The organism is Phenylobacterium sp. (assembly GCF_041919955.1).
Taxonomy (GTDB): Bacteria; Pseudomonadota; Alphaproteobacteria; order Caulobacterales; family Caulobacteraceae; genus Phenylobacterium.
Genome location: NZ_JAYRSU010000015.1, coordinates 37,722 through 61,679, shown reverse-complemented (window position 1 = coordinate 61,679; position 23,958 = coordinate 37,722). Strand labels below are relative to the sequence as shown.

General features: G+C 69.8%; 24 protein-coding genes, 1 tRNA gene and 1 pseudogene. 14 read left to right on the top strand and 12 right to left on the bottom strand.

Going from position 1 to position 23,958, the window contains the following annotated elements:
- Positions 1-2: 2 nt before the first annotated feature.
- The 3 genes from ACE3T2_RS13640 (at position 3) to ACE3T2_RS13630 (ending at position 3,489) form a co-directional block, all read left to right on the top strand.
- Positions 3-671 (top strand): ABC transporter ATP-binding protein, encoded by a 669-nt coding sequence (locus tag ACE3T2_RS13640; RefSeq protein WP_374658242.1) that lies wholly within the window; start codon positions 3-5, stop codon positions 669-671.
- On the top strand, positions 671-3,190 hold the full coding sequence (locus ACE3T2_RS13635; protein ID WP_374658240.1) for an ABC transporter permease: 2,520 nt from the start codon (positions 671-673) through the stop codon (positions 3,188-3,190). Before ACE3T2_RS13640 ends, ACE3T2_RS13635 begins: the two co-directional genes overlap by 1 nt.
- A 98-nt stretch (positions 3,191-3,288) precedes the next feature.
- Positions 3,289-3,489 carry a hypothetical protein gene (locus ACE3T2_RS13630; protein ID WP_374658238.1) on the top strand — a complete coding sequence of 67 codons (201 nt, stop codon included), beginning with the start codon at positions 3,289-3,291 and terminating at the stop codon, positions 3,487-3,489.
- A gap of 60 nt (positions 3,490-3,549) precedes the next feature.
- Here ACE3T2_RS13630 and ACE3T2_RS13625 read toward each other — a convergent pair whose 3' ends face one another.
- Complete coding sequence (locus ACE3T2_RS13625; protein ID WP_374658236.1) at positions 3,550-4,224, bottom strand: PEPxxWA-CTERM sorting domain-containing protein; 675 nt, start codon at positions 4,222-4,224, stop codon at positions 3,550-3,552.
- 170 nt (positions 4,225-4,394) lie between these two features.
- On the opposite strand from ACE3T2_RS13625, the gene ACE3T2_RS13620 reads away from it, so the two are divergent.
- Positions 4,395-4,655: a DUF1272 domain-containing protein gene (locus tag ACE3T2_RS13620; protein WP_374658234.1), complete on the top strand. Its 261-nt coding sequence runs from the start codon at positions 4,395-4,397 to the stop codon at positions 4,653-4,655.
- Here the strand turns inward: ACE3T2_RS13620 and ACE3T2_RS13615 are convergent.
- Positions 4,652-4,993, bottom strand: coding sequence for a PilZ domain-containing protein (locus ACE3T2_RS13615; RefSeq protein ID WP_374658232.1), 342 nt, complete (start codon positions 4,991-4,993; stop codon positions 4,652-4,654). The genes ACE3T2_RS13620 and ACE3T2_RS13615 overlap by 4 nt on opposite strands.
- Positions 4,994-5,143: 150 nt before the next feature.
- Here ACE3T2_RS13615 and ACE3T2_RS13610 point away from each other — a divergent pair, with 150 nt between their 5' ends.
- Complete coding sequence (locus ACE3T2_RS13610) at positions 5,144-6,223, top strand: HPP family protein (protein WP_374658230.1); 1,080 nt, start codon at positions 5,144-5,146, stop codon at positions 6,221-6,223.
- A 135-nt stretch (positions 6,224-6,358) separates the two neighbouring features.
- Entirely contained in the window at positions 6,359-8,635 is a 2,277-nt protein-coding gene (locus tag ACE3T2_RS13605) for an NADP-dependent malic enzyme (RefSeq protein ID WP_374658228.1), read from the top strand.
- A gap of 11 nt (positions 8,636-8,646) precedes the next feature.
- Here ACE3T2_RS13605 and ACE3T2_RS13600 read toward each other — a convergent pair whose 3' ends face one another.
- The 8 genes from ACE3T2_RS13600 to ACE3T2_RS13565 form a co-directional block, all read right to left on the bottom strand.
- On the bottom strand, positions 8,647-9,429 hold the full coding sequence (locus ACE3T2_RS13600) for a polysaccharide deacetylase (RefSeq protein ID WP_374658226.1): 783 nt from the start codon (positions 9,427-9,429) through the stop codon (positions 8,647-8,649).
- A 4-nt stretch (positions 9,430-9,433) separates the two neighbouring features.
- Positions 9,434-10,252, bottom strand: a complete 819-nt coding sequence (locus ACE3T2_RS13595; RefSeq protein ID WP_374658224.1) for a glycosyltransferase family 2 protein — start codon at positions 10,250-10,252, stop codon at positions 9,434-9,436.
- A gap of 92 nt (positions 10,253-10,344) precedes the next feature.
- On the bottom strand, positions 10,345-12,729 hold the full coding sequence (locus ACE3T2_RS13590; RefSeq protein ID WP_374658222.1) for a TonB-dependent receptor domain-containing protein: 2,385 nt from the start codon (positions 12,727-12,729) through the stop codon (positions 10,345-10,347).
- Positions 12,730-12,760: 31 nt separating this feature from the next.
- Complete coding sequence (locus tag ACE3T2_RS13585) at positions 12,761-13,711, bottom strand: FecR domain-containing protein (RefSeq protein ID WP_374658220.1); 951 nt, start codon at positions 13,709-13,711, stop codon at positions 12,761-12,763.
- A 97-nt stretch (positions 13,712-13,808) separates the two neighbouring features.
- The gene (locus ACE3T2_RS13580) at positions 13,809-14,336 is read right to left on the bottom strand and encodes an RNA polymerase sigma factor (RefSeq protein WP_374658218.1); all 528 of its coding nucleotides are present in this window, start codon (positions 14,334-14,336) and stop codon (positions 13,809-13,811) included.
- Entirely contained in the window at positions 14,333-15,004 is a 672-nt protein-coding gene (locus ACE3T2_RS13575; RefSeq protein ID WP_374658216.1) for a trans-aconitate 2-methyltransferase, read from the bottom strand. The genes ACE3T2_RS13580 and ACE3T2_RS13575 overlap by 4 nt, the downstream gene beginning before the upstream one ends.
- Positions 15,005-15,100: 96 nt before the next feature.
- Positions 15,101-16,096: an NAD(P)H-dependent flavin oxidoreductase gene (locus ACE3T2_RS13570; protein ID WP_374658214.1), complete on the bottom strand. Its 996-nt coding sequence runs from the start codon at positions 16,094-16,096 to the stop codon at positions 15,101-15,103.
- 232 nt (positions 16,097-16,328) lie between these two features.
- Positions 16,329-16,404: transfer RNA gene (locus tag ACE3T2_RS13565), tRNA-Lys, on the bottom strand.
- 93 nt (positions 16,405-16,497) lie between these two features.
- Here ACE3T2_RS13565 and ACE3T2_RS13560 point away from each other — a divergent pair.
- Entirely contained in the window at positions 16,498-16,848 is a 351-nt protein-coding gene (locus ACE3T2_RS13560) for an Hpt domain-containing protein (protein ID WP_374658212.1), read from the top strand.
- On the opposite strand, the gene ACE3T2_RS13555 is transcribed toward ACE3T2_RS13560, so the two are convergent.
- Entirely contained in the window at positions 16,821-17,153 is a 333-nt protein-coding gene (locus tag ACE3T2_RS13555) for a chorismate mutase (RefSeq protein ID WP_374658210.1), read from the bottom strand. The genes ACE3T2_RS13560 and ACE3T2_RS13555 overlap by 28 nt on opposite strands.
- Before the next feature lie 12 nt (positions 17,154-17,165).
- Entirely contained in the window at positions 17,166-18,122 is a 957-nt protein-coding gene (gene gcvA, locus ACE3T2_RS13550) for a transcriptional regulator GcvA (RefSeq protein WP_374658208.1), read from the bottom strand.
- Between the two features lie 177 nt (positions 18,123-18,299).
- On the opposite strand from gcvA, the gene cobA reads away from it, so the two are divergent.
- From cobA to ACE3T2_RS13515, 7 genes and pseudogenes are all read left to right on the top strand, one after another.
- The gene (gene cobA, locus ACE3T2_RS13545) at positions 18,300-19,145 is read left to right on the top strand and encodes a uroporphyrinogen-III C-methyltransferase (protein WP_374658206.1); all 846 of its coding nucleotides are present in this window, start codon (positions 18,300-18,302) and stop codon (positions 19,143-19,145) included.
- On the top strand, positions 19,142-19,498 hold the full coding sequence (locus ACE3T2_RS13540; protein ID WP_374658204.1) for a DUF2849 domain-containing protein: 357 nt from the start codon (positions 19,142-19,144) through the stop codon (positions 19,496-19,498). Before cobA ends, ACE3T2_RS13540 begins: the two co-directional genes overlap by 4 nt.
- A 14-nt stretch (positions 19,499-19,512) precedes the next feature.
- Complete coding sequence (locus ACE3T2_RS13535; RefSeq protein ID WP_374658202.1) at positions 19,513-21,168, top strand: nitrite/sulfite reductase; 1,656 nt, start codon at positions 19,513-19,515, stop codon at positions 21,166-21,168.
- Complete coding sequence (locus ACE3T2_RS13530) at positions 21,152-21,649, top strand: DUF934 domain-containing protein (protein WP_374658200.1); 498 nt, start codon at positions 21,152-21,154, stop codon at positions 21,647-21,649. Before ACE3T2_RS13535 ends, ACE3T2_RS13530 begins: the two co-directional genes overlap by 17 nt.
- 6 nt (positions 21,650-21,655) lie before the next feature.
- On the top strand, positions 21,656-22,393 hold the full coding sequence (locus ACE3T2_RS13525; protein WP_374658198.1) for a phosphoadenylyl-sulfate reductase: 738 nt from the start codon (positions 21,656-21,658) through the stop codon (positions 22,391-22,393).
- A 45-nt stretch (positions 22,394-22,438) separates the two neighbouring features.
- Entirely contained in the window at positions 22,439-23,260 is an 822-nt protein-coding gene (locus ACE3T2_RS13520; protein ID WP_374658196.1) for a ferredoxin--NADP reductase, read from the top strand.
- A gap of 568 nt (positions 23,261-23,828) precedes the next feature.
- Positions 23,829-23,930, top strand: a pseudogene (locus ACE3T2_RS13515) (PEPxxWA-CTERM sorting domain-containing protein); the annotation flags it as partial.
- Positions 23,931-23,958: the final 28 nt, after the last annotated feature.

The window sequence follows — 23,958 nt, the reverse complement described above, 5'->3', positions numbered from 1 at the left end:
CCTTGTCCGACGTCCCGCCGCTCGCCGTGCGCAACATCTCGCTGACGCTGCCTTCGGCGGCCGGGCCGGTAGAAATCCTCAAGGACCTGAGCTTTTCCGTGGCGCCGCGCGAGCGGGTGGCGATCACCGGCCCCTCCGGCTCGGGCAAGTCCAGCCTGATCGCCGTGGCGGCCGGCCTGGAGCAGCCGACCGGAGGGTCGGTCGAGCTGTTGGGGCAGGATCTGTCGCGCCTCGACGAGGACGGCCGCGCGCGCCTGCGCCGCGGGCGGGTGTCGCTGGTCTTCCAGGCCTTTCACCTGCTGCCCAACATGACCGCGCTGGAAAACGTCGCCGCACCCTTGGAGATCGCCCGCGTGGAGGGCGCCGAGAAGATCGCGAGCGGATGGCTGGATCGGGTCGGGCTATCCGAGCGCCTGCGGCACTATCCGCATCAGCTTTCCGGCGGCGAGCAACAGCGCGTGGCCCTGGCCCGCGCCCTGGCGCCGCGCCCGACCCTGCTGTTCGCCGACGAACCGACCGGCAATCTCGACGCCGCCAATGCGGCCAAGGTCGCCGACCTGCTTTTCGGCCTGGTGGCGGAAGAAGGGGCCGCCATGGTCCTGGTGACACACGATCCGGTCCTGGCCGACCGGGCCGATCGCCAGGTGCGGCTGAGCGACGGGCGCGCCTGATGCCGCTATCCCTGCGCTTTGCGATCCGCGAGCTGCGCTCGGGCGTGCGCGGCTTTCGCATCTTCCTGGCCTGCCTGGCGCTGGGCGTTGCAGCCATCGCCGCGGCGGGCTCCACGGCCGAGGCCTTTCGCCATGGTCTGGCGGCCCAGGCGCGCGAGATTCTCGGCGGCGACCTCGCCGTCACGGTCGAGCAGCGGCGCTTCACCCCCGCCGAGCGCGCAGCCCTGGAAAAGACCGGGCGCGTGGCCTGGGCGGTCAGCACCCGGGCCATGGCCCAAGCGCGCTCGGGCGAGCGGCGCCTGGTCGAGCTACGCGGGGTTTCGGCCGCCTATCCCCTGGCCGGCCAGGTGACGCTGGAAGGCGGAAGGTCCTTCGCCGACGCCATCGCACCGGCGTCCGACGGCGTAGCCGGCGCGGCGGTGGAGCGCGTGCTGCTGGACCGTCTGGGCTTGAAGGTCGGCGACCGCATCCTGGTCGGCGAATTGCCGGTGGTGATCGGCGGGGTGCTGGTCCAGGAGCCGGATCGGCTATCGCGCGGCTTCGCCCTCGGCCCGCGCGTCCTGGTGCGCCGCGAGGCGGTGGAGCAGGGCGGCTTCCTGCAGCCGGGCCTGCCGTTCATGGAGACCGCCCGCATCGCCCTGCCGGGCGACGCCGCGCCCGCCGAGGCGCGCAAGGCGCTGCGCAAGACTTTCAAGGAGCGCAGCGTGCGGATGCGCGACCGCAACGACGCCACGCCCGGCGTCAGCTGGATGATCGATCAACTGGAGTACTTCCTCGGTTTCATCGGCCTGGCCTCGCTGGTCGCCGGAGGGCTTGGGGTGTTCGGCGCCGTCAGCGCCTTCCTGGAGGAGCGCAAGCCGTCCATTGCAGTGCTCAAGGCCCTGGGCACAGACAGCGTCCTGGTGCGCAATCTCTACCTGGCGCAGATCGGCGTGCTCGCCGCCACGGGCGTCGCCATGGGCGTCGCGCTTGGGGCCGCCGCGCCCTTCGTACTGGCGGGGCTGATCCCCGACGACCTGCCGGTCCCGGCGCTGTTCGCAGTCTATCCCGAACCGCTGCTGCGCGCCGCCGCCTTCGGGCTGCTGTCGGCCGCGGCCTTCTCGCTGATCCCCCTGGCGCGGGCGCGCGCGACACCGCCGGCCAGCCTGTTCCGGCGCGAGACCAGCGGTCGGCTTACGCTTGGCGTGGAGACGATCGGGGCGGTCCTCTCGGGCCTGGTCCTCGCCGCCCTGGCGGTGCTGACCGCGCCCACGCCATTGGCGGCGGGATTGATGATCGCGGGGGTGGCGCTGTCCTTCGCCCTTCTGTGGGGGATGGGGCGGCTGGCCGCCTGGGCGGCGGGGCGCCTGCGGACTCACGCTCGCGGGGCGGTGCGGATGGGCCTGGCGAATCTGGCCGGGCCCCGCTCGGCGGCGCGCACCGCCGCGCCCGCCATCGGCCTGGGAGTCGGTCTGCTGGCCGCCGTGGTGCTGATCCAGTCGAGCCTGCTGCGTCAGGTCGCCGAGGTCGCGCCCAAAAGCGCGCCGGCCCTGGTCTTCACCGAGATCCCGGGCGCGGAGGTCGCCCGTTTCGACCGCACGGTGGCCGCAGCCTTCGGGGCGCGCCTCACCGCGGACAACTATCTGCGCGCGCCCTTCCTGACGGGCCGGATCATCCGCCTGAACGGCAAGCCGGTCGACCGCAAGGCGATCGACGAGCGCGAGCGCTGGGCCTACGACAACGACATCTCGATCTCGGCCATCGGCCCGGAGCCCAAGAATCCCGATATCGTGGAGGGGCGCTGGTGGCCGGCGGACTATGCAGGCCCGCCGTTGCTCGCCATGGAAGTCGACGCCGCCCGCGCGGGCGGCCTGAAGGTCGGCGATCGGGTGACGCTGTCGGTCCTGGGCCGCGAAATCGAGGCGAAGATCGCCGTGCTCCGCAAGGTCGAGATGGGCGGCTTCGGGGCCAGTTTCCCGCTGATCCTCACACCCGCAGCGCTGGAGGGCGCGGAGTTGCGCCATGTCGCCATCGCCAAGACCGGCCGGGAACAGGAGGCTCGCGTGACCAGGGCCTTGGGCGCCGAGTTCCCGGAGGTGAACGTCATCTCCGTGCGCGAGCAGCTGGAGGCCGCGACCGGCCTGTTCGAGCGGCTGGTCCTGGCGGTCCGAGGCGCGGCGGCGGTCGCTGCGCTTGCCGGGCTGCTGGTGTTGACCGGCGCCATCGCCGCCCGCGCCCAGGCCCGGGTGCGGGAGGCGTCGATCCTCAAGGTGCTGGGGGCGACGCGCCTTCAGGTGCTGGGCGCCTACGTGCTGGAATACGGCGCAGTCGGTTTGATCGCGGGCAGCGCGGGTGTGGCTCTGGGCGCCGTGGCGGCCTGGCCGGTGGTGACCAAGGTCTTCAAGGCGGAGTGGGCGGTGGACTGGTCCGGCGTCGCCTTGTTGGTGTTCGGCGCGGCCCTGCTGGCCGGGCTCGGCGGACTCGCCGCCTCGCTCCACGCGCTGGCCAGACGGCCGGCCGCATCACTTCGCGCGGAATGATCGGGCTTTAAGAATCTGGTGACCGACGCAGCGGCGTACTCCGACCCATGAGGTCCGCCCGTTCCAATCCCGCTTTCGATCATGGCGCCGCGCTCCGGGTGCCTCCGCCCCACGATTCCCGTAGCTGGAACAAGCTTTGGGCCTGGCTGGGCGACGACGCCCACGCCATGACCGAGGCCGGCGCGGTCCAGGTCTGCACGCCCGAAGGCTGGACCATCGCCCATTCCGGCGACTGGATCGTGCTATCGGTCAGCGGCGACTTCCACGTCGCCCATAGCGGCCGGACCCTGGACGCTTAGGGCGAAAAGGAAGCCGCCCGGCGAACCGGGCGGCCAAGTCGCCTCAACAAGTCGGGTGGATCAGGCGAACGCCAGCGCCTGGCGGCGGCGCGCCATCGCGCCCACGACGCCGAAGCCGATGATCATCATCGCCCAGGTGGTCGGTTCCGGCACGGCGCTGGAAACCGCGTTGATGGTGATGTTGTCCAGCACGAGCTGGTCGAAGCCGGCGTTGTCGAACGTCTTGCCGAACAGATTCTGCACGCGCAGCTCGTCGAACAGCTGGCCGTCCGTGCCCGAGAAACCGAAGGTCTTCAGGGTCGAGTTGATGTTGCCGAGCGAGCCGGTGACGCCGCTGAACACCATGACCCCGTCGTGGAACAGCTGGTATTGCAGTCGCGAGCCGCCGATCCAGGCGCTGGTGCCGGCCAGGAACTCGACGGCGTCGAAATCGCCGCCGTTCGCCAGGCTGATGCTGGTGTAGCCGAACGCGCCGCCCAGCGGCGTCCAGCTGTGATCGCCGACCGGCTTCAGGGTGGTCAGGGTGGCGAGCTGGGCGCCGACGTACTGAACCTTGATCCCGCCTTCGGTGTAGCCCTTCCAGCCCGGGTAGAGGGTGGAATTGATCGCCTCGAAGCCGTTCTGGTTCGCGGTCGCGCCCAGGAAGTCGTTGTTGTGGACCGTGACGCCGGCATGAGCGGCGGTGGTCAGCGAAAGGCCGGCGACGAGCGCGGCGACAAAGCCCTTGAAGTTCATGTTCAGCCCCACGTTTGGCGGTCCGCGCCATGCGTCCCGTTTTGACAACCTGTGAGGGACGCGCCGCAAGACCGGCGCCACCTGCGCGAGCTATTGTCGCTTTTCGAGGGAATTATGTCGTTCCGCGCGCGAGCCGGTGACGGTTAGGCTGCCGCCGACCGGAGGATCTCATGCTGCTGCTCAAGCCGAACTGCGAATGCTGTGACCGTGACCTGCCGCCGGATGCCGCCGAGGCGATGATCTGCTCGTTCGAATGCACCTTCTGCGCGGATTGCGTCGACGGGGTGCTGGGCGGCGCCTGCCCCAACTGCGGCGGCAATTTCGCGCCGAGGCCGATCCGGCCTGAGGCCGTGCTGGGACGTTTCCCGCCGTCCGACCAGCGGGTGCTGAGCGAGAACGCGGCCTGCGCCGGAAAGCGCAACGCCGCCTAGGCCGCCTTCAGCGCGCTCCAGGCCTTGTGGACAATGGCCAGGCGCTCTTCCTGGCTGGTCTCGATCTGGGTCTGGGCGTCGAACGAGACGCCGGTCATGTCGCCGCGCCGCCAGCGGACGCGCACGTCGTAGACCATGCCGCCCAGCAGCTGCAGCAGCACGAAGCGGGAGGGCAGGGGATAGATCGACGAAATCTGCAGCCGCGCGCCGCCCTTGCTGAGGTCGACGATGGTGCAGTCGGCCCAGTGAGCCATGCCCTGGCCATAGAAGACGCGCGCGCGCAGGTTGGTAGGCTCGCGCGGATGCTCTCGACGGTCGATGTAGTTAGGTTCGCTCACGGGGGCGATCTTTGGCCAAAAGGCTTTCTCCAGGCTTAACCGTGGGTGCGGCGCGCGGTCGCGGCGGTGTTCGCGACGGCTGATTTTCTGAGGCGCGGAACAGAGTTTCGGGGGCGAAAATCAGCGCGGTCTTGTCCATAAGACGCGCCCATGATCGCCAGACTGTTCGACCTCGTCGGCTCCGGAACGCCGGCCTTCCGCCTCAGCGACGCAGCGCGCGCCGGCCTTGGCGCACTGGCCGGACTGGCGCTCACCGGCCTGATCGCCCGGTTCATCGGGGGCGGCGACCTCGCGCTAGGGCCGCTGCTCGTCGGTCCCATCGGCGCCTCGGCGGTGCTGGTGTTCGCTGCGCCCGCCAGTCCGCTGGCGCAGCCGCGGGCGGTGGTCGGCGGCAACGCTCTTTCGGCGGTGATCGGCGTGGCCTGCGCGGCCCTGATTCCCGAGCCGTTCGCCGCGGCGGCGATCGCGGTCGCCCTGGCCATCGCGGCCATGGCCTTGACCGGTTGCCTGCACCCGCCCGGCGGCGCGACCGCCCTGACGGCCGTGATCGGCGGGCCGGCCGTCGTCGGGCTGGGATTCGGCTTCGTCCTGGTTCCGGTGGCGCTGTGCTCGATCCTCCTGGTCCTGGCCGGGATCGGCCTGAACCGCGCCATGGGCCGGAGCTATCCGCACAAGGCGCCTGCGCCGACCCCTGGGGCGGGCGCAGGCTATGCGCCGGTCGATCTCGACCGCGCCCTGGCCCAGTACGGCGAGCTGCTGGACGTCAGCCGCGACGATCTCGACGCCCTGTTCCGCGAGGTGGAGCTCCAGGCCCACCGACGTCTGCACTCGGTGATCTTCTGCGCCGACATCATGTCGCGCGACGTGGTCACGGTGAATGTCGACCAGAGCGCCGAAAGCGCCTTCGCCTTCCTGCAGTCGCACGACATGCGCACCGCGCCTGTGATTGATTCCGAACGGCGCGTCGTCGGCATGGTGCGAAGGGCCGAGTTGCTGACGGCGGGTCATCGCGCCGTGGAGGCGGCGCTCGACCCGTTCGTGCACAAGGTGCGCGAGAGCACGCCGATCGAGGCTCTGCTGCCGATCTTGTCCGGCGGAGCGGCGCACGAAGCGCTCGTCGTCGACGCGAGCGGCGTCATCCAGGGCATCATCACCCAGACAGACCTGCTGGCCGTCCTTTACCGTGCGCACGTCGTCGAGGCGGTCGTCTCGGACCGGAAAGCCGCCTGATCGGCGATAAGTCGCGCTGGAGGCCCGCTTTTCGGCGCCTGCGGGCTAGAATCGGTGTTCCACCCCGTCGTATCGAGAGCCTGTGCGGGATCGCGCCCGCCCAGCGCCCTTGAGTGACTATGGAAGGACCCGGCCTTGGATGACGCCCTGAAACGCGCAGCGCTCGCCTATCACCAGATGGGGCGGCCCGGAAAGCTGAGCGTCGAGCCCACCAAGCCGATGGCCACCCAGCGCGACCTGGCCCTGGCCTATTCGCCGGGCGTGGCCGCCGCCTGCGAGGCGATCGTCGATGATCCGGCGTGGGCCGAGCGGGTCACCGCGCGCGGCAACCTGGTGGCGGTGATCACCGACGGCACCGCTGTCCTCGGCCTTGGCAATATCGGGCCGCTGGCCTCCAAGCCGGTGATGGAGGGCAAGGCGGTCCTCTTCAAGAAATTCGCCGGGATCGACGTCTTCGACCTCGAAGTCTCCTCCGCCAATCCAGACCACTTCGTCGAGGTCGTCGCCGCGCTGGAGCCGACCTTCGGCGGCATCAACCTCGAGGACATCAAGGCGCCGGAGTGCTTCTACATCGAGCGGGCCCTGCGCCAGCGGATGAACATTCCGGTGTTTCACGACGATCAGCACGGCACGGCGATCGTCTGCGCCGCCGCGGTGCGCAACGCCCTGACCATCCAGGGCAAGAGCCTTTCCGAGGTGAAGCTGGTCACCTCGGGGGCGGGGGCGGCCGCGCTGGCCTGCGTCGACCTGCTGGTCAGCATGGGGCTGCCGGCCGACAACGTGACCCTGACCGACATCAACGGCGTCGTGCACCAGGACCGCGAGGGCCTGACGCCCGAACTGGCGCGCTATGCCCGCAAGACCGACGCGCGGACATTGCCGGACGTGCTGGTCGGGGCCGACATCTTCCTCGGCCTCTCGGCGCCGCGGGTGTTGAAGCCTGAATGGCTGCCGCTGCTGGGCAAGAGCCCCCTCATCATGGCGCTGGCCAATCCCGAGCCCGAGATTCTGCCGGAACTGGTCATGGCCAACCGGCCGGACGCCATCGTCGCCACGGGCCGCTCGGACTATCCGAACCAGGTCAACAATGTCCTCTGCTTCCCGTTCATCTTCCGCGGCGCCCTCGATGTCGGCGCCACCGAGATCAACGAGGACATGAAGAAGGCGGCGGCCGAGGCGATCGCCGAGCTGGCCCGCGCCGAGGTCAGCGACGTGGTGGCCAGCGCCTATGCCGGCCACGTGCCGCTGTTCGGCCGCGACTACGTGATCCCCAAGCCCTTCGACCCGCGGCTGATCCTCGAGATCGCGCCGGCGGTGGCCAAGGCGGCGATGGACTCCGGCGTCGCCCGCCGCCCGATCGCCGACTTCGACGCCTATCGCCGCGAGCTGGAAGGCTATGTCTATCGCTCCGGCCAGCTCATGCGGCCGGTCTTCGCCCAGGCCCGCGACTGCAAGCGCCGCATCGCCTACGCCGAGGGCGAGGACGAGCGCGTCCTGCGCGGGGTTCAGACCGTGGTCGACGAGGGGCTGGCCCGCCCGGTGCTGATCGGCCACCGCGAGACCATCGAGGCCAAGGTCCGCGAGATGGGCCTGCGACTGACCCCGGATCGCGACATCGAGATCTTCGATCCCGATGTCGATCCATCGGTCGAGGACATCTCCGCGGAGTACCGCGCCGTGGTCGAGCGTCGCGGCGTGCCCCCGGCGGCGGCGAACCGCCGCGTCGTCACCCGCCCGACCGTCACGGCGGCCATGCTGCTGCGCCGCGGCGTGGTGGACGGGGCCTTGGTCGGCGGCGGCGGCGACTGGTGGCGGCACTTCACCTACGCCACCCCGGTGATCCCGGCGCGGCCAGGCGTCTCGCGTATCTCGGCGCTCTCGGGGGTGATCATGCCCAAGGGCGCGCTGTTCTTCTGCGACACCCACGTCAACGTCGACCCGACGGCCGAGCAGATCGCGGAATCGACCATCCTGGCGGCCGAGGCGGTGCGCGGCTTCGGCATCACGCCCAAGGTGGCGCTGCTGTCTCATTCCAGCTTCGGCTCGTCCAACTCGCCGTCGGCGCGCAAGATGCGCCAGGCCTTGGCCATCGTGCGGGAACTGGACCCGGGCCTGGCCGTGGACGGGGAGATGCACGGCGATGCGGCGCTCTCCGAGGTTGTGCGTGCGCGCTATATCTCGGGCGGCTCGTTCGGCGGCGACGCCAACCTGCTGATTGCCCCGTCGCTGGACGCGGCGAACATCGCGCTCACCCTGGTCAGCGCGGTGACCGAGGGCATCGAGGTCGGACCGTTGCTGCTGGGCCTCTCCAAGCCTCTGCATGTGCTCAGCCCGACGGCGACCGCCCGCGGCGTGGTCAACATGACCGCCCTCGTGGCCAGCCAGGCCGTCGCCGCCGCCGGCAAGGCCTAGGGCCAGATACTCTAGGCCCGGGCGTGCCCGCCGCGGCTCGCCAGCAGCGCGCTCAGCGGCCGCCATTCCACCGCCGGATGGGTTCGCAGCTCCCCCAGCAGGCCGTCGAGGAAGGCCCAGGCCGGCTCGTCGTGGTCCAGGTGATGGGTCAGCAGACCGACCGGCCGCGCCCAGCCTTCCTGCCGGCGGCGCTCGGCCAGGGCCTGACGGATGGTCGTCAGCATCTTGCCGGAGCCGCGGAAGCGCGCGCCGCCGCGCCAGCGGAGCAGGTCGATGTGTGCGTCGATCCGCGGGGGCCCGTCCTCGGTCGGAACCGCGCCGGGCCAGGCCGACCAGCCGGTGAAACCGCAAGCCGCCAGCGCCGCCGGCAACTGCGGATGAATGTCGTTCCACGGCGGCACGAAGATCGGCAGGGCGCGGGGCGGCAGGTGCACGCGGCTGGTGGTGATCTCCTTGATCAGCCGCTCCAGCGGCCAGTCGTGCGGAAACTCGCCCGCGGCCGGACCCTGCCGTCGGTTCTGATGGTCGACCCCGTGCTGCACCAGCTCGACCGGCGCACGTTCCAGGCAGCCTTGCAGCTCGAAATTGGCCGGATCGGGGATCGCCGCCAGGGTCAGGGGCGCGTGGTGCTTCTCCGCGATCTGCAGCAGCCGCTCCAGGTGCGGCGTGCGCCAGCGCACGTCGTCGTCGCGCCACCAGAACTGCGCGCGCCGCCCAGCCCTGCGCCAGCGCGCAAGTTCCAGGCGCAGGCGTATCAGCGCCAGGCCGCTGCTGGGTAGGCGCGGTCGAAGCAAGGGATCAGTGCGCCCGCAGCCCGACCACGTCAGAGGCGGGGGCGGCTTCGTCCTTCGGCGCGATGGCGCGCTGGGCCAGGATCTCCTTGGCCTTCAGATGCGACAGCACCGGATAGAGCCCGGCCATGAGGGCGATCAGGAAGCCAAGGTCGCCTTCCGAGCGGCCCTTGCGGGTGAAGTAGCACTTGTAGAACCGGCGGAAGCCGCGGAACACGTTGTCCCATAGCCCGCCCGGCTTGCCGGCGTCCGCCAGGTCCTGGGCGCGCAGGTCGGTGTACCGGTTCAGGCGCTGCACCATGTCGGCGATGTCGTCGTCCACCTTGTGGCGGATGGCGCCGCGCAGCGACCCGGCGAACTGGCCGTCGAAGGTCACGCCCGGATGCACGCGTTGCGGCTTCCAGCGCTTGCTGCGCGGACGGTAGAGGCGCGCGACGCTGGAGGTGCCGAACGACCCGCCCCAGCCGTGTCGCACAAGGGTGGGGCCGACATAGTTGTCGACCGGCACCTGGAAATAGTCGCCGGCCGGGCCGCCTTCGATGGTGGCGCGGATTTCGGAGGCGAGGTCCGCGCCTACGATCTCGTCGGCGTCCACCTCGAAGATCCAGTCGCCCGTACACGCCTCGACGCCGGCCGCCTTGCGCTGGCTTTCCAGAGGAAAGATGCCGTCGATCACCACCGCGCCGGCGTGGCGCGCGATCTCCTGCGTGCGGTCGGTGCAGCGGTCGGCGACCACCACGATCTCGTCGCAGAAGGTGAGGGCCCGCAGGCATTCGCCCAACCGGGCTTCCTCGTTGTGCGCGCAAACCAGTGCGGACAGCCGCATCCGTGCCTCTCCTCGAGTCGCAGGCGCGCGAAAAGGGTCCGCCCGCTTGAGGTAGGACGGCGCCGCTTGTTGCGGCCCCCCCGTCGCGTGGATCAGAATGCGACAGTCAGGCGCGCCCCCACGGTGCGGGGCCGCTGAGGCGTGGCCTGGCGCACCTGGCCGAAGCTGAACGGATTGCCGTAGGCGAAGGTGTCGCCGGCCGAATCCGCGAGGTTCGATACGAAGACGCCGGCCCGCCAGCGTTCGGCCACCAGGTCCGCCGCCATGCGGCTGCGGACATAGTCGCCCATCGGAGGCGACAGCTTGGAATCGAACGACAGACGCGAGGGCCCGACATAGCTGGCCTCGCCGGTGAGCTGCAGCTCCAGCCCGTCGGTCAGCGGCCGATGATAGAGCGCGAGCACTCCGCCCGACAGCTCGGGCACGCCGGGCAGCCGCCGCGCCAGGGAGTCGCCGAAGTCGCGGCTGGCGCGGGTGAGCTCGGAGGCCGACAGCGCGCCATTGGCTCTCAGCGACAGGCCGAACTCCCAGTCATAGGCCAGCTCGGCTTCGATGCCGACGATCCGCGCGTCCCCCGCATTCGTCGTATAGGCAAGGCCCGACGACAGGTAGCGGTCGGTCTGGATGTCGGTCCAGAGGTCGTAGAACGCTGCGCCGCTCACCTGCAGCCGGCCGTCCAGGAATTTGAATTTGCCGCCGATTTCGTAGTTGCGCAGGTGATCGGCGGCGTATCGCGCCCGGGTGGGCGGCGGGGCTGTCAGCCCGCTCGAATTGACCCCGGCGGCGCGATAGCCCTCGGACATCAGGGCGTAGACCAGATCGCCCGACGGGAACACGTACTGCACCGACAGCTTGGGCGAGATCCCCGACGTATGCGACCGCGCCGACATCGCACGGCCCTGGGCGGGCGCGCGCAGCTCGATCTGGGCCTCGGTGTCGATCCAGGTGTCGAAGGCTCGTGCGCCGAGCGACATGCTCCAGCCGCTGGCGAGGGCCAGGGTTGCTTCGCCATACAGCGCGGCCTCGCGCAGCCGGTCGCGCCGCTCTTCCTGGTAGACCGGAACCACGACGGCGCCGCGGCGGACCCGCAGTTCGGACGGCGTGCTTTCGCGCGAACGGGCGCCATAGGCGCCCAGCAGCCAGGACAGTCCTGTGGGGTTGGCGACGCTGACCGAAATGTCCTGCACCAGCAGGTCGACGCGCGCGTCCTCGGAATAGACGCCCAGGTCGAAGCCGTTGGCGCTGAACAGGTCGAGCGCGGACGAGGCGTCGTACTGGCTGGCGAAGTTGTGCCGCACATAGCCGGTCGAGGAGTGCAGGCGCATGCCGCCGACCTCGCCCTCCAGCGTCAGGGCGGTCTGGAAGAAGTCGTTGTCGTGCGCCTCGCGCACGCGGTTGGCGCGGCGCGCGGGGCCCAGGATCGGCGTCGTGTACTGCGTGTCGTTGGTGTCCAGCCGCTGGCCGGTCATCGACAGGTCGGCGCGGAAATTGTCGCTCAGCTGCGCGCGCACCGCCAGCCGTGCGCCGCTGCGGCTGGTCCGGTCGACGTTCGAGCGGCGCATGTTCACATCGTCCAGATAGCCGCCCATCTGCTCGTGATAGGCGACGACGCGCACCGCCAGCCGGTCGCTGACCAGCGGCGCGTTCCACCATCCGTCGATCGCATAGCTGGGCGAACCGCCCTTGGTCGTCGCGCTGCTGGCCGCCAACGCGCCGCCGGCGTACGTGAGGTCGGGCTTGTTGGTGACGATGCGATAGACGCCGCTAAGGGCGCCCGCGCCGTACAGCGACCCTTGCGGGCCGCGCACGACCTCGATCTGCTCGATGTCGACGAAGCGCAGGTCCGGGTGAGGGGCGCTGTAGTTGATCGGCACGTCGTCGAGATAGGTGGCCACGGTCGAGCGCGCGCGGCCGGTGAAGGCGCCGTCCGACAGCCCGCGCACCAGAAGCTTGTCGCGCCCCGGGCCAAGGTTGGTCATGTGCAGTCCGGCCAGCTGTCCGGTGGTGCCGCCCACGTCGCTGGCGCCGATCGCCTCGATCCGCTGCCGGGGCATGACGCTGGCCGGGGCCGACAGTCCGCTGAGCGGGGTGTCGCGCTTGCTGGCGTGAACCACCAACTCGGCCACTTCCGGCCCGCGGACGGGCGCCCGGCCCGGGGGCGCGCGAGAGGCGCTGGCCACAGGGGCAGGCCGGGCCGGACCGAGGGCGACTGTGCGCGCATCGACGACGCGATAGGCGCACGGGGCGCCGGCCAGAAGCCGATTCAGCGCTTCCTCCAGGCTGTATCGGCCCTTCAGAGGCCGGGCCTGGACGCCCGCGCAGGCCTCGACGCCCAGCAGCGAGACGTGGGCCTGCAGGGCAAGGTCGATCAGGGCTTCAGGAAGCGGCTTGGCGGCGATCTCATAATGCGTCGACGCCGAAGCGGCGTGCGCCGGCCACGCGCCGACCACCAGGCCGACGCCGCCAAGCGCGGCCACCAGTGGTCGTCGGCGATGGATCTGGCGTCCCCTACCGTTGCTGGGCGCGCCTCAGCAACACCCCCGAGGGCGCCTCTATAACCTCGATCGGCGTCAGGAGCGAAAGGCGATTGATCACCGCGCGCTGATCGTCGAGCACCAGTACCCCGGACAGCTTCACCGCGGCCAGGTCCGGGTCGTCGATACGGGTCGGACGTGCGAATTGGGCGTTCAGGTCCTCGACCACTTCGGCCAGCGTCGCGTCTCGATAGATCAGCCGTCCCTCGCGCCAGCCAAAGGCGTCTTCGGCCACGCCGGTCACGATCTGCGCGTCCGCGGCGCCCTCGGTCGCATCCAGGCGCTGGCCGGGATGCAGCCGATAGCGCCGCGCCGGGCCGCCGCCGGCGGCCACCTCGACCAGGCCGCGCGCCACCGCCACGCTCAGCCGGCCGCTGCGGCGCCTGACGTTGAAGCGTGTGCCCAGCACCCGCACCGCGCGGTCGCCGACGGCCACCACGAACGGGCGGCGCGCATCGTGCGCGACGTCGAACGACGCCTCGCCCGACGCAAGTTCGACCCGACGCTCGCGGCCGGCGAACCGGACTTCCAGGCGCGTCGCGCCGTTCATCTCCAGGATGGAGCCGTCGGCCAAGGTCACCTTGCGCCGCTCGCCCTGGCCGGTCGCGTAGCTCTGCGCCGCCGCCGGCAGCAGCATCATGGTCGCCGCTGACGCGGTGATCGCCCCGGCCGCCAGTCCGCCGCCCCACAGCACCCAGCGCCGCGAGCGCGCCGCCTCGGGGCGGGGCAGGGCGATCTTCAGCGCCAGCCGGTTCGCCTCGACCTCGTGTGACAGCTTCAGCACGGTGTCATAGGCCTGTGCGTTGTCCGGCGAGGCCGACAGCCAGGCGTCGAACGCCAGGGCGTCCGCCTCGCTCACGACTTCCGATTGCAGCCGGACGAGCCAATCCCCTGCCTCGTCCAACCTCCGTTCCGCGCCCGTCATTCCCGCTCCCCTGACGTGGCCAGTCCATCCCCGCTCAACAACAAGACGTCGTGGGCGGGGGCTCTCCCCCGAATTTCGTGAAAAATTTCGCCGCCCATCATGGACCCAGCTTCTTGACCAGGGCCTTCAGGGCGGCGCTGACATGCTTCTCGACGCGCTTGACCGACACGCCCATGGCGCGCGCCGTCTCGGCATGGGTCAAACCGTCAAGCTTGTGCAGCCGAAAGGCTTTTCCCATCTGCGGCGGCAGGTCCTCGACGGCCCTGACCAAGCGTCGCAGCCGCTCGCGCGAGGCGGCCGCCTCGTCGGCGGGCGGGATGTCGGCGATGTCTTCGCCCTGCACCTGCGCGTGGTTGGCCTGGCGCCAGCTAGCCTCGCGCGCGCCGCTGCGCGCCGCGCTGCGAGCGCGGTCCAGCATGAGGTTCACAGCAATCCGATAGAGCAGGGCCAGCGGGTTCTGGACGTCCGCGCTCTCCGCATCGGCCAATTTAAGGTAGAGCTCTTGGGTCAGGTCCTCGGCCGCCTGCCGCGACCCTGTGCGCGCGGCGAAGAAGCGAACCAGGTTCTCGCGGCGCTCCAGATAGGCCGCGACCAGCGGCGAACGCGGCTCGGTCGGCGCATTCACGGCGGCGCGCCCTTTGGCCGCCCGGCCCAAACCTGCCAGGCGCCGCCCCAGGGGGCGCAGACAAGCGCCTCGTCCAGCAGCTCCAGCCGCGGCTTCAGGTCCCGGTTCCACAGCCGGATCGGATGAGGCGCCAGCCACTGGGTCGCGCAGAGGAAGCCGCCGGGCGCCAGCAGCGGCGTAAAGCGCGCCAGCACCTCGTCCATGGAGCCGAGATATTCGATGCTGTCGGCGAACACGACGGCGTCGTAGCCGCCCTCCAGGCCCATGGCCGCGCCATCGCCGACCTCGAAGGTCGCATGGCCGGCGGCGATGTCTTCTGCGAACCGGGTTCTGGCCTGGTCGACCGCCGAGGGCGCGATGTCGACCCCGACGTAACGGCCCGGCCGGTGGCTGCGCAGGGTCTCGTAGAACGCGCCCTGGCCGCAGCCGATCTCGAGCACTCGCCCTTGCGGCGCGCGCTCGGCGACCATGGCCGCCAGCAGGCGCAGGTGGTCGCGCCGCCGATCGTCCATCAGGTTGGAATAGGCGCCCTGGCTATGCAGGCCTTCCCAGTAGTCGGCCGGCGCCCGGCGCTCGGCCTCGCCTCCGCGCCCGGCCAGCAGCCATTGCAGGCCGGGGCGATCGAGGACGGCGAGTTCCAGAATGCGACGGAGACGCAGGTACGCCATGGGGGTTCCACAGATGAACGGCCATGATTTGCCCTGTTCGCGCGCGATCGCAACGACAGGCGTGCGGCCGCGCCTGGCTGGCGCGGCCGCGGCCCGTCAGGCGGGTTCCGCCACCGGCGCGCCCAGCGCTCCGGCCAGGCGCTGGCGGATCAGGCTCTCGGCCTGGCTCATGGTCCGCTCGATCAGCTCGCGCACCGTCGGGATGTCGTGGATCAGGCCCGCGACCATGCCGCACGACCAGGCGCCGGCCTCGACCTCGCCGTCGACCATCACCCGCGGATACACCCCGGCCACCTCGGCGGCGATGTCGGCGAAGGTCGTCGCCGCGCCCAGTCGCCGCTCGGTCTCCAGCAGCCGCTCCACCGCCGGGTTGGTCAGCACCCGCTCGGTGTTGCGCAGCGGGCGCATCACCAGGCGCGTGTCGAGCTCGCTCGCCGCCAGCAGGGCCTGTTTGACGTTCTCGTGCACCGGGGCCTCCTTGGTCGCCAGGAAGCGGGTGCCCATGTTCATCCCGTCCGCGCCCAGGGCCATAGCCGCGACCAGCGAGCGGCCGTCCGCCATCCCGCCCGAGGCCAGCATCGGGATTTTCAGTTCGTCGGCGGCGCGCGGCAGCAGGATCATGTTCGGGACGTCGTCCTCGCCCGGGTGGCCGCCGCACTCGAAGCCGTCGACGCTGACTGCATCGCAGCCGATGGCTTCAGCCTTCAGGGCGTGACGGACCGAGGTGCATTTGTGGATCACCTTGATCCCGTGCTCCTTCAGCACCGGCAGCACCTGCGAGGGATTGTTTCCCGCGGTCTCGACGATCTTCACCCCGCCTTCGATGATCGCGCGCACATAGCCCGGATAGTCCGGCGGCGTGACCGAGGGCAGGAAGGTCAGGTTCACCCCGAACGGCTTGGAGGTGATCTCCTTGCACTTGGCGATCTCGCGCGCCAGCGCCTCGGGCGAGCCGGTGGTCAGGGCGGTGATGATCCCCAGGCCCCCGGCCTCGGACACCGCCCCGGCCAGCGGCGCCAGGCCGACGAAGTGCATGCCGCCCTGGACGATCGGATGCTCGACGCCGAGCAACTCGGTAATGCGCGTCTTCATAATGTTCCCTCTTCCAAATTCGATCTTGGTTGGCGGCCACTATCGACCGCGAACGGCCTGCGCGCCATCCGTCGGAAGGGGTTTCTGGGAGAACAGGCGGTCAGGGCCGGCCTGGCGTGCGGCGAAGGGCGCGCGCCACTCGATACGACGAACGCGTGCGCTCCCCGGGGCGGGACGTGCCGTGTCTCGATTGTCTCGGATCAGGTCGCCGCGTCAGCGATCGCGGAAAGAATGGTGGGTGTACAAGGATTCGAACCTTGGACCCGCTGATTAAGAGTCAGCTGCTCTACCAACTGAGCTATACACCCGTCTCGCCGCCGTGCGTTGCGTTGCCCGGCGGCAAGGGCGCGGAACATACGCGAAGCCTGACTGAATGCAAGGGGCTGTTTGGGGGAATTTTCATGGCGAGGCGGGACCTCACCGGAGCTGTTGATTTTCAATATCTTGAGAGCTTCACCGCAGGCGACGGGGAGGTGATCGACGAGGTGCTGGGCCTGTTCCGCGAGCAGGCGGCGATCTGGTCGAATCTGCTGGATCCGGCGGGCGACGGCTGGCGCGACGCGGTGCACACCATCAAGGGCGCAGCGCGGGGAATCGGCGCCTTTCAGCTCGGGGACGCGTGCGCCCTCGCCGAGGCTGAGGGCCCCGGCGGGCTGAACGCCGTCCTCGATGCCCTCGATGCGGCGCTGGCGGATGTCGCCGCCTACGCCCACGAGCGGGCGCTTCAGTCGTTGCGCACGCCGCGCAGCTGATCCCAGACGCCGAACTCGTAGGCGATGCACCGGTCGATCAGGGTGCGCCAGACGGGTTCGGCGATCTCTTCGGAAAGGCCCGCGTCGCGGGCCGCCGCCTTCACTTTTGTCACCACATCCTCGATCCGCGCCTTGTCCAGCACGGTGTGGCGCTCTGACTTGATGCGCGCCGCGGCGTCCATGTAGCGCTGGCGCTCGGCCAGCATCAGCACCAGGGCGCGGTCCAGGGCGTCCACGCCCTTGCGGACGTCGAGCATGGTCTCGCAGTCGGCCGGCAGGGGCCGTTCGTCTACAACGATTTTCATGGCCGCTTAGGACTAAATCCCGGCCCCGTTGTCCAGCGCTCTCAGCGCCGCTTCGTGCGCTTCGGCCTCGGCGGCGATCCAGTTGATGAACGCCTTGACCTGGGGCAGGCGACCCTTGGCCTTCGGATGGACCACGTAATAGGCGAAATCCACCGCCGTCGCGATCTGGAGCGGGGTGACCAGCCGGCCGGCGTCCAGGTCGGCCTGGGCGAGCGTACGCTTGGCCAGGGCCACGCCGCGGCCGTTGACCGCCGCCTCGATCACCAGGCTCGACTGGTTGAACCGCGGGCCGCGCGCGCCGTCGATCCCGCGCAGGCCGCGGGCGGCCAGCCACATGGTCCAATCGGGGCAGGAGTCGTCCGGCTCTGGCGATCCGTCGTGCAGCAGGATGTGGTTGGCTAGGTCTGCGGGTTCGTTCAGCGGCGTTGTCGCCGCCAGGTCCGGCGACAGCACCGGGATCACCGTTTCGCCGATCAGCCGGCGGACCTCCAGGCCCGGATAGCGGCCGGCGCCGTAGCGGATCGCCACGTCCACCTCGCCTGCGGTCAGGTCGACCAGCTCCAGGCCGGCCGACAGCCACACGTCGACCTGCGGGTGCAGTTCCTCGAACCGGCCCAGCCGCGGCACCAGCCACTTGGCTGCGAACGAGGGCGCCGCCGTCAGGGTCAGCCGCCGGCCGTCCACCGCCGCGGTCAGCATCGAAGCGGCTTCGGCGAGTCGGTCGAAGGCCTCGCGCAGGGCGGGCAGGGCGGTCTGGGCCGCGTCGGTCAGCAAGAGGCCCTTGGGCGTGCGCTTGAACAGCGCCGCCCCGACATAGTCCTCGAGGTTCTGGATCTGCTGGCTGACCGCGCCCGGGGTCACCGACAGCTCATCCGCAGCCCTAGAAAAATTCAGGTGCCGAGCGGCCGCCTCGAACGCCCGCAAGGCGTTGAGGGGGGGCAAGCGGCGGCGTTCCGAGTTGCGCTCCATCGAGATTTCCTGACACCCCCGGCAGAAGTCCTTGGGTTGCGAATTGGCCGTTCGAGGACCAGTTTGCAACCGTCCGCCGAGGTATCGGCCCTTTTCGTCGGCGGACAATCTGGCGGGGCGGGTGAAAGCCCGTCCCGCTCTGAGTTTCAAAGTCGGCGTTTAGAGAAGCTAAAGACGATGCGCAACCGCAAGCCCAAAAATGAGCCGGCGAGACGTCTCGTCGTCCTGGGCGGCGCGCGGGGCGAGCGCCGCGAAGGCGCGGTCTGGCTGGTGGGCGCCGGTCCTGGCGATCCCGATCTGCTGACGATCAAGGCGCTGAAGGCGCTGCAGGGCGCCGACGTGGTGGTCCACGACGGCCTGGTCTCGGACGAGATTCTCGATCTCGCCCCCGCCGCCGCCCGCCGCATCAGCGTGGCAAAGCGCAAGTCGCGCCATTCCTACGCCCAGGTCGAGATCAACCGCATGCTCGTGGCCTTCGCCCAGGAAGGCCTCAACGTCGTGCGTCTCAAGGGCGGCGATCCCTTCATCTTCGGCCGCGGCGGCGAGGAGCTGGAAGCCTGCCGCGAGGCGGGCGTCGATTGCCACGTCGTGCCCGGCGTCACCGCCGCGCTCGCGGCCGGCGCCAACGCCGGCGCGCCGCTGACCCATCGCGGCTCGGCCCAGGCGGTCACTTTCGTCACGGGCCATGCGGCGTCTGGTTCGGAGCCGGACCTCGACTGGGAGAGCCTGGCCAAGGCCAACCAGACGGTCGTGATCTACATGGGCGTCTCCACGGCCGCCGGAATCGCCGGGCGGCTGATCGGCGCGGGCCGTGCGGGCTCGACCCCGGCGCTGGTCGTCGAGAACGCCAGCCGCGCCGACGAGCGTCGCGTGCTGACCACCCTGGCCGGGCTGCCGGCCGCGACCGAACAGGTCGCCGGCCCGGCCCTGCTGATCGTGGGCGAGGCCATGGCGCTCGCCCTCCCGACCGAGGAGGCGGCTCCCGCCGTCCTGACTGAACCCAAGCTCGAGCTGCGCCGATGAAAGCCCTCACCGCGAACCGCCTCAGCGACGGCGAGGCCGTCTTCTGGAAAGACGGGCGATGGGTCGAACGCTTCGCCGACGCCCAGCATTTCGACGACCCGGCCCTGGCCGAGGCGGCCGAAGCTCACGCCAAGACCCAGCAGACGGTGGTCGTCGATCCCTATCTGATCGACCTGGTCGAGAGCGAGGACCTCTGGGCCCCGCTCAGCTACCGCGAGCGCCTGCGCGCGCTGGGCCCGACCAATCATCTGCACCACGGCAAGCAGGCCGAGGGCGGGGCGGCGATCGTCGCGCTTCAGCAAGCGTCCGGCGCGGCCCGCTCCAGCGGCCGCGTGAAACTGATCAAGCGCTAGGAGACCGAGGGGCCATGTATCAGTACGACACCCTCGACAAGGAATTCATGGCCGACCGCGCCCAGGAGTTCCGCGAACAGGTCGCCCGCCGCATGGCCGGCGAGATCACCGAGGACCAGTTCAAGCCGATCCGGCTGATGAACGGTCTCTATCTGCAACTGCACGCCTACATGCTGCGGATCGCGGTGCCCTACGGCTCGATGAACCCGACCCAGCTGCGCGCGCTGGCGCAGATCGGGCGCAAGTACGACAAGGGCTACGGTCACTTCACCACCCGCACCAACCTGCAGTTCCACTGGATCAGGCTGGCCGACGCGCCCGACATCCTGGACGAGCTGGCCGCGGTGGACATGCACGCCATCCAGACCAGCGGCAACTGCATCCGCAACACCACCGCCGACCCCTATGCCGGCGCCACGGCCGAGGAGATCGACGATCCGCGCGTCTGGTCCGAGGCGATCCGCCAGTGGTCCAGCCTGCACCCGGAATTCTCGTTCCTGCCGCGCAAGTTCAAGATCGCCATCACCGCGTCGGCCAAGGACCGCACCGCCGCCAAGGTGCACGACATCGGCCTGATGCTGCGGCGCGGCCGCGACGGAACCCTGGGCTTCGAGGTGATCGTCGGCGGCGGCCTGGGCCGCACGCCCTTCGTCGGCCCGACGATCCGCGAGTTCCTGCCGGTCGACCGGTTGTTCTCGTATCTCGAGGCGATCCTGCGCGTCTACAACCGCCACGGCCGTCGCGACAACAAGTTCAAGGCCCGCATCAAGATCCTGGTCTCCGCCCTCGGCGCCGAAGAGTTCGCGCGCCAGGTCGAGGAGGAGTGGGGCAAGATCGGTCCGGACGGCGACCTGCCCGACAGCGAGATCGCCCGCATCCGCGGCGCCTTCGCCCCGGTGGCCTTCGAGGCTCTGCCGGCTCGGTCCGAAGCGTTCGAGGCCGCCAAGGCCGCCGACCGCGCCTTCGCCCGCTTCGCGCGCAACAACCTGCGCGCCCACAAGCGCGCCGGCTACACCATCGTCGAGATCTCGCTGAAGGCGATCGGCGAGACGCCCGGCGACGTGACTTCCGACCAGATGGACGTGATCGCTGACCTGGCCGAACGCTACGGCCAGGGCGACATCCGCGCGACGCATGAGCAGAACCTGATCCTGCCGCACGTGAAGCTGGATGACCTGCCTGCGCTCTACGCTGCGCTCGATGCGGCCGGGCTCGGCACGCCGAACATCAACCTGATCAGCGACATCATCGCCTGCCCGGGGCTGGACTATTGCGCCCTGGCCAACGCCCGCGCCATTCCGATCGCCCAGGACATCGCCCGCACTTTCGCCGACCAGGAGCGCGCCGAGCTGATCGGCGAGCTGAAGATCAAGATCAGCGGCTGCATCAACGCCTGCGGCCACCACCATGTCGGCCACATCGGCATCCTCGGCGTCGATAAGAAGGGCGAGGAGTTCTACCAGCTCACCCTTGGCGGCTCGGGGGCGGAGGACGCGGCGGTCGGCGCCATGCTCGGCCCGGCCTTGCCGGCGAACCGCGTGGCTCCGGCCATCGACACCCTGGTCGACGTCTATCTGCGCGAGCGCCAGGGGCAGGAGCGTTTTCTCGACACCTTCCGCCGCACCGGGGTCGCCCCGTTCAAGGAGGCCGTCTATGCCGACGCGAATTAAGCTGAAGGACGAAGTGTTCTCGCTGGCCGAGGACCCGTTCACCTATGTCGGCGACGACGACGACCTGGTACGCGGCGACCTGATCATCTCGCTGACCCGCTTCCAGAACGAGGGCGAGCGCCTGCTGTCCGAGGGCCGCGCCGTCGGCGTGCGCCTGGAGCCGGCCGAAGAGGTCGAGGTCCTGGCCTACGACCTGCCGCGCATCGCCGTGGTCGCCGTGGCCTTCCCGAAGTTCAACGATGGACGGGCCTATACCGTCGCGCGCCTGCTGCGTGACCGCTACGGCTTCAAGGGCGAGGTCCGCGCCGTCGGCGACGTGCTGCGCGAACAGGCCGGCTTCATGGTCCGGGTCGGCTTTGACGCCTTCGAACCGGCCGACGGCTCGACGCCCGAGCAATGGGGCGCTTCAGCCCGCCGCCATCGCCACGTCTATCAGCGCGCCGCCGACCGCCGGACCCCGGCCTTCGTGGAAAGGGAGTAGCCCGTCATGGCCTTCGATCAGATCGAGCGTCCGTCCCTGGCGGCCCGGCTGGATGCGGAACTGCGACACGCGCATCCCGCGACGGTGCTGGAATCGGCGATCGAGGCCTTTGGCGACAAGTTGGCCCTGGTCTCGTCCTTCGGGGCGGAATCGGCGGTGCTGCTGCACCTGGCCTCGCAGTTGAAGCCCGACATCCCGGTGCTGTTCCTCGACACCGGAATGCTGTTCGGCCAGACGCTCGACTATCGGAAAAACCTGGCCTCTCGGCTCGGCCTGACCGACGTTCGCGATCTGCGTCCCCTCTACAACGATCTGGCCGTGGCCGATCCGAACGCCAAGCTCTGGCAGACCGACACCGACGCGTGCTGCGAAGTGCGCAAGGTCGTGCCGTTGGATCGCGCGCTCGCCGAATTCGACGGCTGGATCACCGGCCGCAAGCGCTTTCACGGCGGTGACCGTCTGTCCCTGCCGGTGGTCGAACAGGCCGACGGCCAGGTGAAGTTCAATCCGCTCGCCAACTGGGGCAAGGCCGAACTCGACGCCTATATGGCCGAGCACGACCTGCCGGCCCATCCGCTGGTCGCCCAGGGCTTTCCGTCGATCGGCTGCTGGCCCTGCACCAAGCCGGTCGAGGAGGGCGAGGACGTCCGCGCCGGCCGCTGGGCGGGCCAGGACAAGACCGAATGCGGCATCCACGTCGCGCGCGCTCCGGGCGCTGTCGCCAATGTCGGCGGCGACATCTAGTCGCCGCCTGCTGACATGCGAACCATTCTCAGCTAGAGACGGCTCATGACTGATGTAACCGCACCGGCCGCGCCGGCCGCTCCGGCGAAGAAGGCTGGAGCCTTCTACTACGAGACCGTGACCTGGGTTCAGCACTGGACGGACGAGTTGTTCTCGTTCCGCACCACTCGCGACCCCGGCCTGCGCTTCACCAGCGGCCAGTTCGTGATGGTCGGGCTGGAGGTCGACGGCAAGCCGCTGGTGCGCGCCTACTCGATCGCTTCGCCGGCCTGGCACGACGAGCTCGAGTTCTACTCGATCAAGGTCCAGGACGGTCCGCTGACCTCGCGCCTGCAGAAGATTCAGGTGGGCGACCAGGTGCTGATCGGCCGCAAGCCCACCGGGACCCTGGTACTGGACGGCCTGAAGCCCGGCAAGCGGCTCTACATGCTCGGCACCGGCACTGGCCTGGCGCCCTGGCTTAGCCTGGCCCGCGACCCAGAGGTCTACGACCGCTTCGAAGAGGTGATCGTCACCCATACGGTGCGCAATGTCGCCGACCTCAACTACCGCGATCTCTTCGAGCACGAGCTGGCGAACGACGAGATTCTCTCCGAGGTGATCGGGGGCAAGCTGCGCTATTACCCGACCGTGACCCGCGAGGAGTTCAAGACCCGGGGCCGCATCACCGACCTGATCGCCTCGGGCAAGATCTTCGAGGACCTCGGCCTGCCGCCGCTGGATCCCGCGGTCGATCGCCTGATGCTTTGCGGCGGTCCCTCGGTGCTGGCGGACCTCAAGGCGCTGCTGGAAAGCCGCGGCTACGAAGAAGGCTCCCTGGCCAGTCCCGGCGACTACGTTCTCGAACGCGCCTTCGTCGAGACCTGATGGGCAGGGGCCAGCGCCCCTGTGCCGTTATGTGACGTTTCCGGAACGGCTTGCGCCGTTTCGGCCCAAATCGGCGCGTCGGGCTGGGGTCCGGCGCGCTTTTTTGCGGCCCCGGTCTTGCTCGGACTCCCCAGACATTTTTGAGGGCTAGGGGGTCCACATGTTCAAGAAGCTGCTCGGCGCTGGCGCCATCACGTTCGCTCTGGCCGTTTCGGCCGGCTCGGCCTCGGCCGCCGTCAATCTCAACGACCTGCCGTCCGACACCTATATCACCGTCGGCAAGCTCGACTGGACCTGGGCCTCGCCGGTCGCATCGCCGACCTGGTACGGCGCCAACATCCTCTACGGCCCGGAACTGCACAAGGGCTGGCGCTACGCCACCGCGCAGGAACTGGCCAACCGCCCTGACGCCTCGGCCTTCGTGGTGAACGGCCAGACCGTGCAGTCGGTCCAGTACTGGAACAGCTCTTTCACCCACATCGACTTCGGCGATGGCGTGAGCGGCTACGTTTCCAGCGCGCCGGACGGGTCCTCCAACGAAACCTGGTACGTCCGCGACGTCGGCGGCGTGCCGGAACCGGCCACCTGGGCGATGATGATCATCGGCTTCGGCGGCGTCGGCTCGATGGTCCGCAGCAACGCCCGCCGCCGCGCCCTCGTGACGGCCTGATAGTGACCACCGACCTCCGTCGTCCAGC

Excerpts from the sequence above, each read along its gene's own strand:
- ACE3T2_RS13635 (WP_374658240.1), top strand. The coding sequence starts at position 671 with ATGCCGCTATCCCTGCGCTTTGCGATCCGCGAGCTGCGCTCGGGCGTG.
- ACE3T2_RS13625 (WP_374658236.1), bottom strand. The coding sequence starts at position 4,224 with ATGAACTTCAAGGGCTTTGTCGCCGCGCTCGTCGCCGGCCTTTCGCTG.
- ACE3T2_RS13620 (WP_374658234.1), top strand. The coding sequence starts at position 4,395 with ATGCTGCTGCTCAAGCCGAACTGCGAATGCTGTGACCGTGACCTGCCG.
- ACE3T2_RS13610 (WP_374658230.1), top strand. The coding sequence starts at position 5,144 with ATGATCGCCAGACTGTTCGACCTCGTCGGCTCCGGAACGCCGGCCTTC.
- ACE3T2_RS13595 (WP_374658224.1), bottom strand. The coding sequence starts at position 10,252 with ATGCGGCTGTCCGCACTGGTTTGCGCGCACAACGAGGAAGCCCGGTTG.
- ACE3T2_RS13585 (WP_374658220.1), bottom strand. The coding sequence starts at position 13,711 with ATGACGGGCGCGGAACGGAGGTTGGACGAGGCAGGGGATTGGCTCGTC.
- ACE3T2_RS13575 (WP_374658216.1), bottom strand. The coding sequence starts at position 15,004 with ATGGCGTACCTGCGTCTCCGTCGCATTCTGGAACTCGCCGTCCTCGAT.
- ACE3T2_RS13570 (WP_374658214.1), bottom strand. The coding sequence starts at position 16,096 with ATGAAGACGCGCATTACCGAGTTGCTCGGCGTCGAGCATCCGATCGTC.
- ACE3T2_RS13560 (WP_374658212.1), top strand. The coding sequence starts at position 16,498 with ATGGCGAGGCGGGACCTCACCGGAGCTGTTGATTTTCAATATCTTGAG.
- ACE3T2_RS13555 (WP_374658210.1), bottom strand. The coding sequence starts at position 17,153 with ATGAAAATCGTTGTAGACGAACGGCCCCTGCCGGCCGACTGCGAGACC.
- gcvA (WP_374658208.1), bottom strand. The coding sequence starts at position 18,122 with ATGGAGCGCAACTCGGAACGCCGCCGCTTGCCCCCCCTCAACGCCTTG.
- cobA (WP_374658206.1), top strand. The coding sequence starts at position 18,300 with ATGCGCAACCGCAAGCCCAAAAATGAGCCGGCGAGACGTCTCGTCGTC.
- ACE3T2_RS13540 (WP_374658204.1), top strand. The coding sequence starts at position 19,142 with ATGAAAGCCCTCACCGCGAACCGCCTCAGCGACGGCGAGGCCGTCTTC.
- ACE3T2_RS13535 (WP_374658202.1), top strand. The coding sequence starts at position 19,513 with ATGTATCAGTACGACACCCTCGACAAGGAATTCATGGCCGACCGCGCC.
- ACE3T2_RS13530 (WP_374658200.1), top strand. The coding sequence starts at position 21,152 with ATGCCGACGCGAATTAAGCTGAAGGACGAAGTGTTCTCGCTGGCCGAG.
- ACE3T2_RS13525 (WP_374658198.1), top strand. The coding sequence starts at position 21,656 with ATGGCCTTCGATCAGATCGAGCGTCCGTCCCTGGCGGCCCGGCTGGAT.
- ACE3T2_RS13520 (WP_374658196.1), top strand. The coding sequence starts at position 22,439 with ATGACTGATGTAACCGCACCGGCCGCGCCGGCCGCTCCGGCGAAGAAG.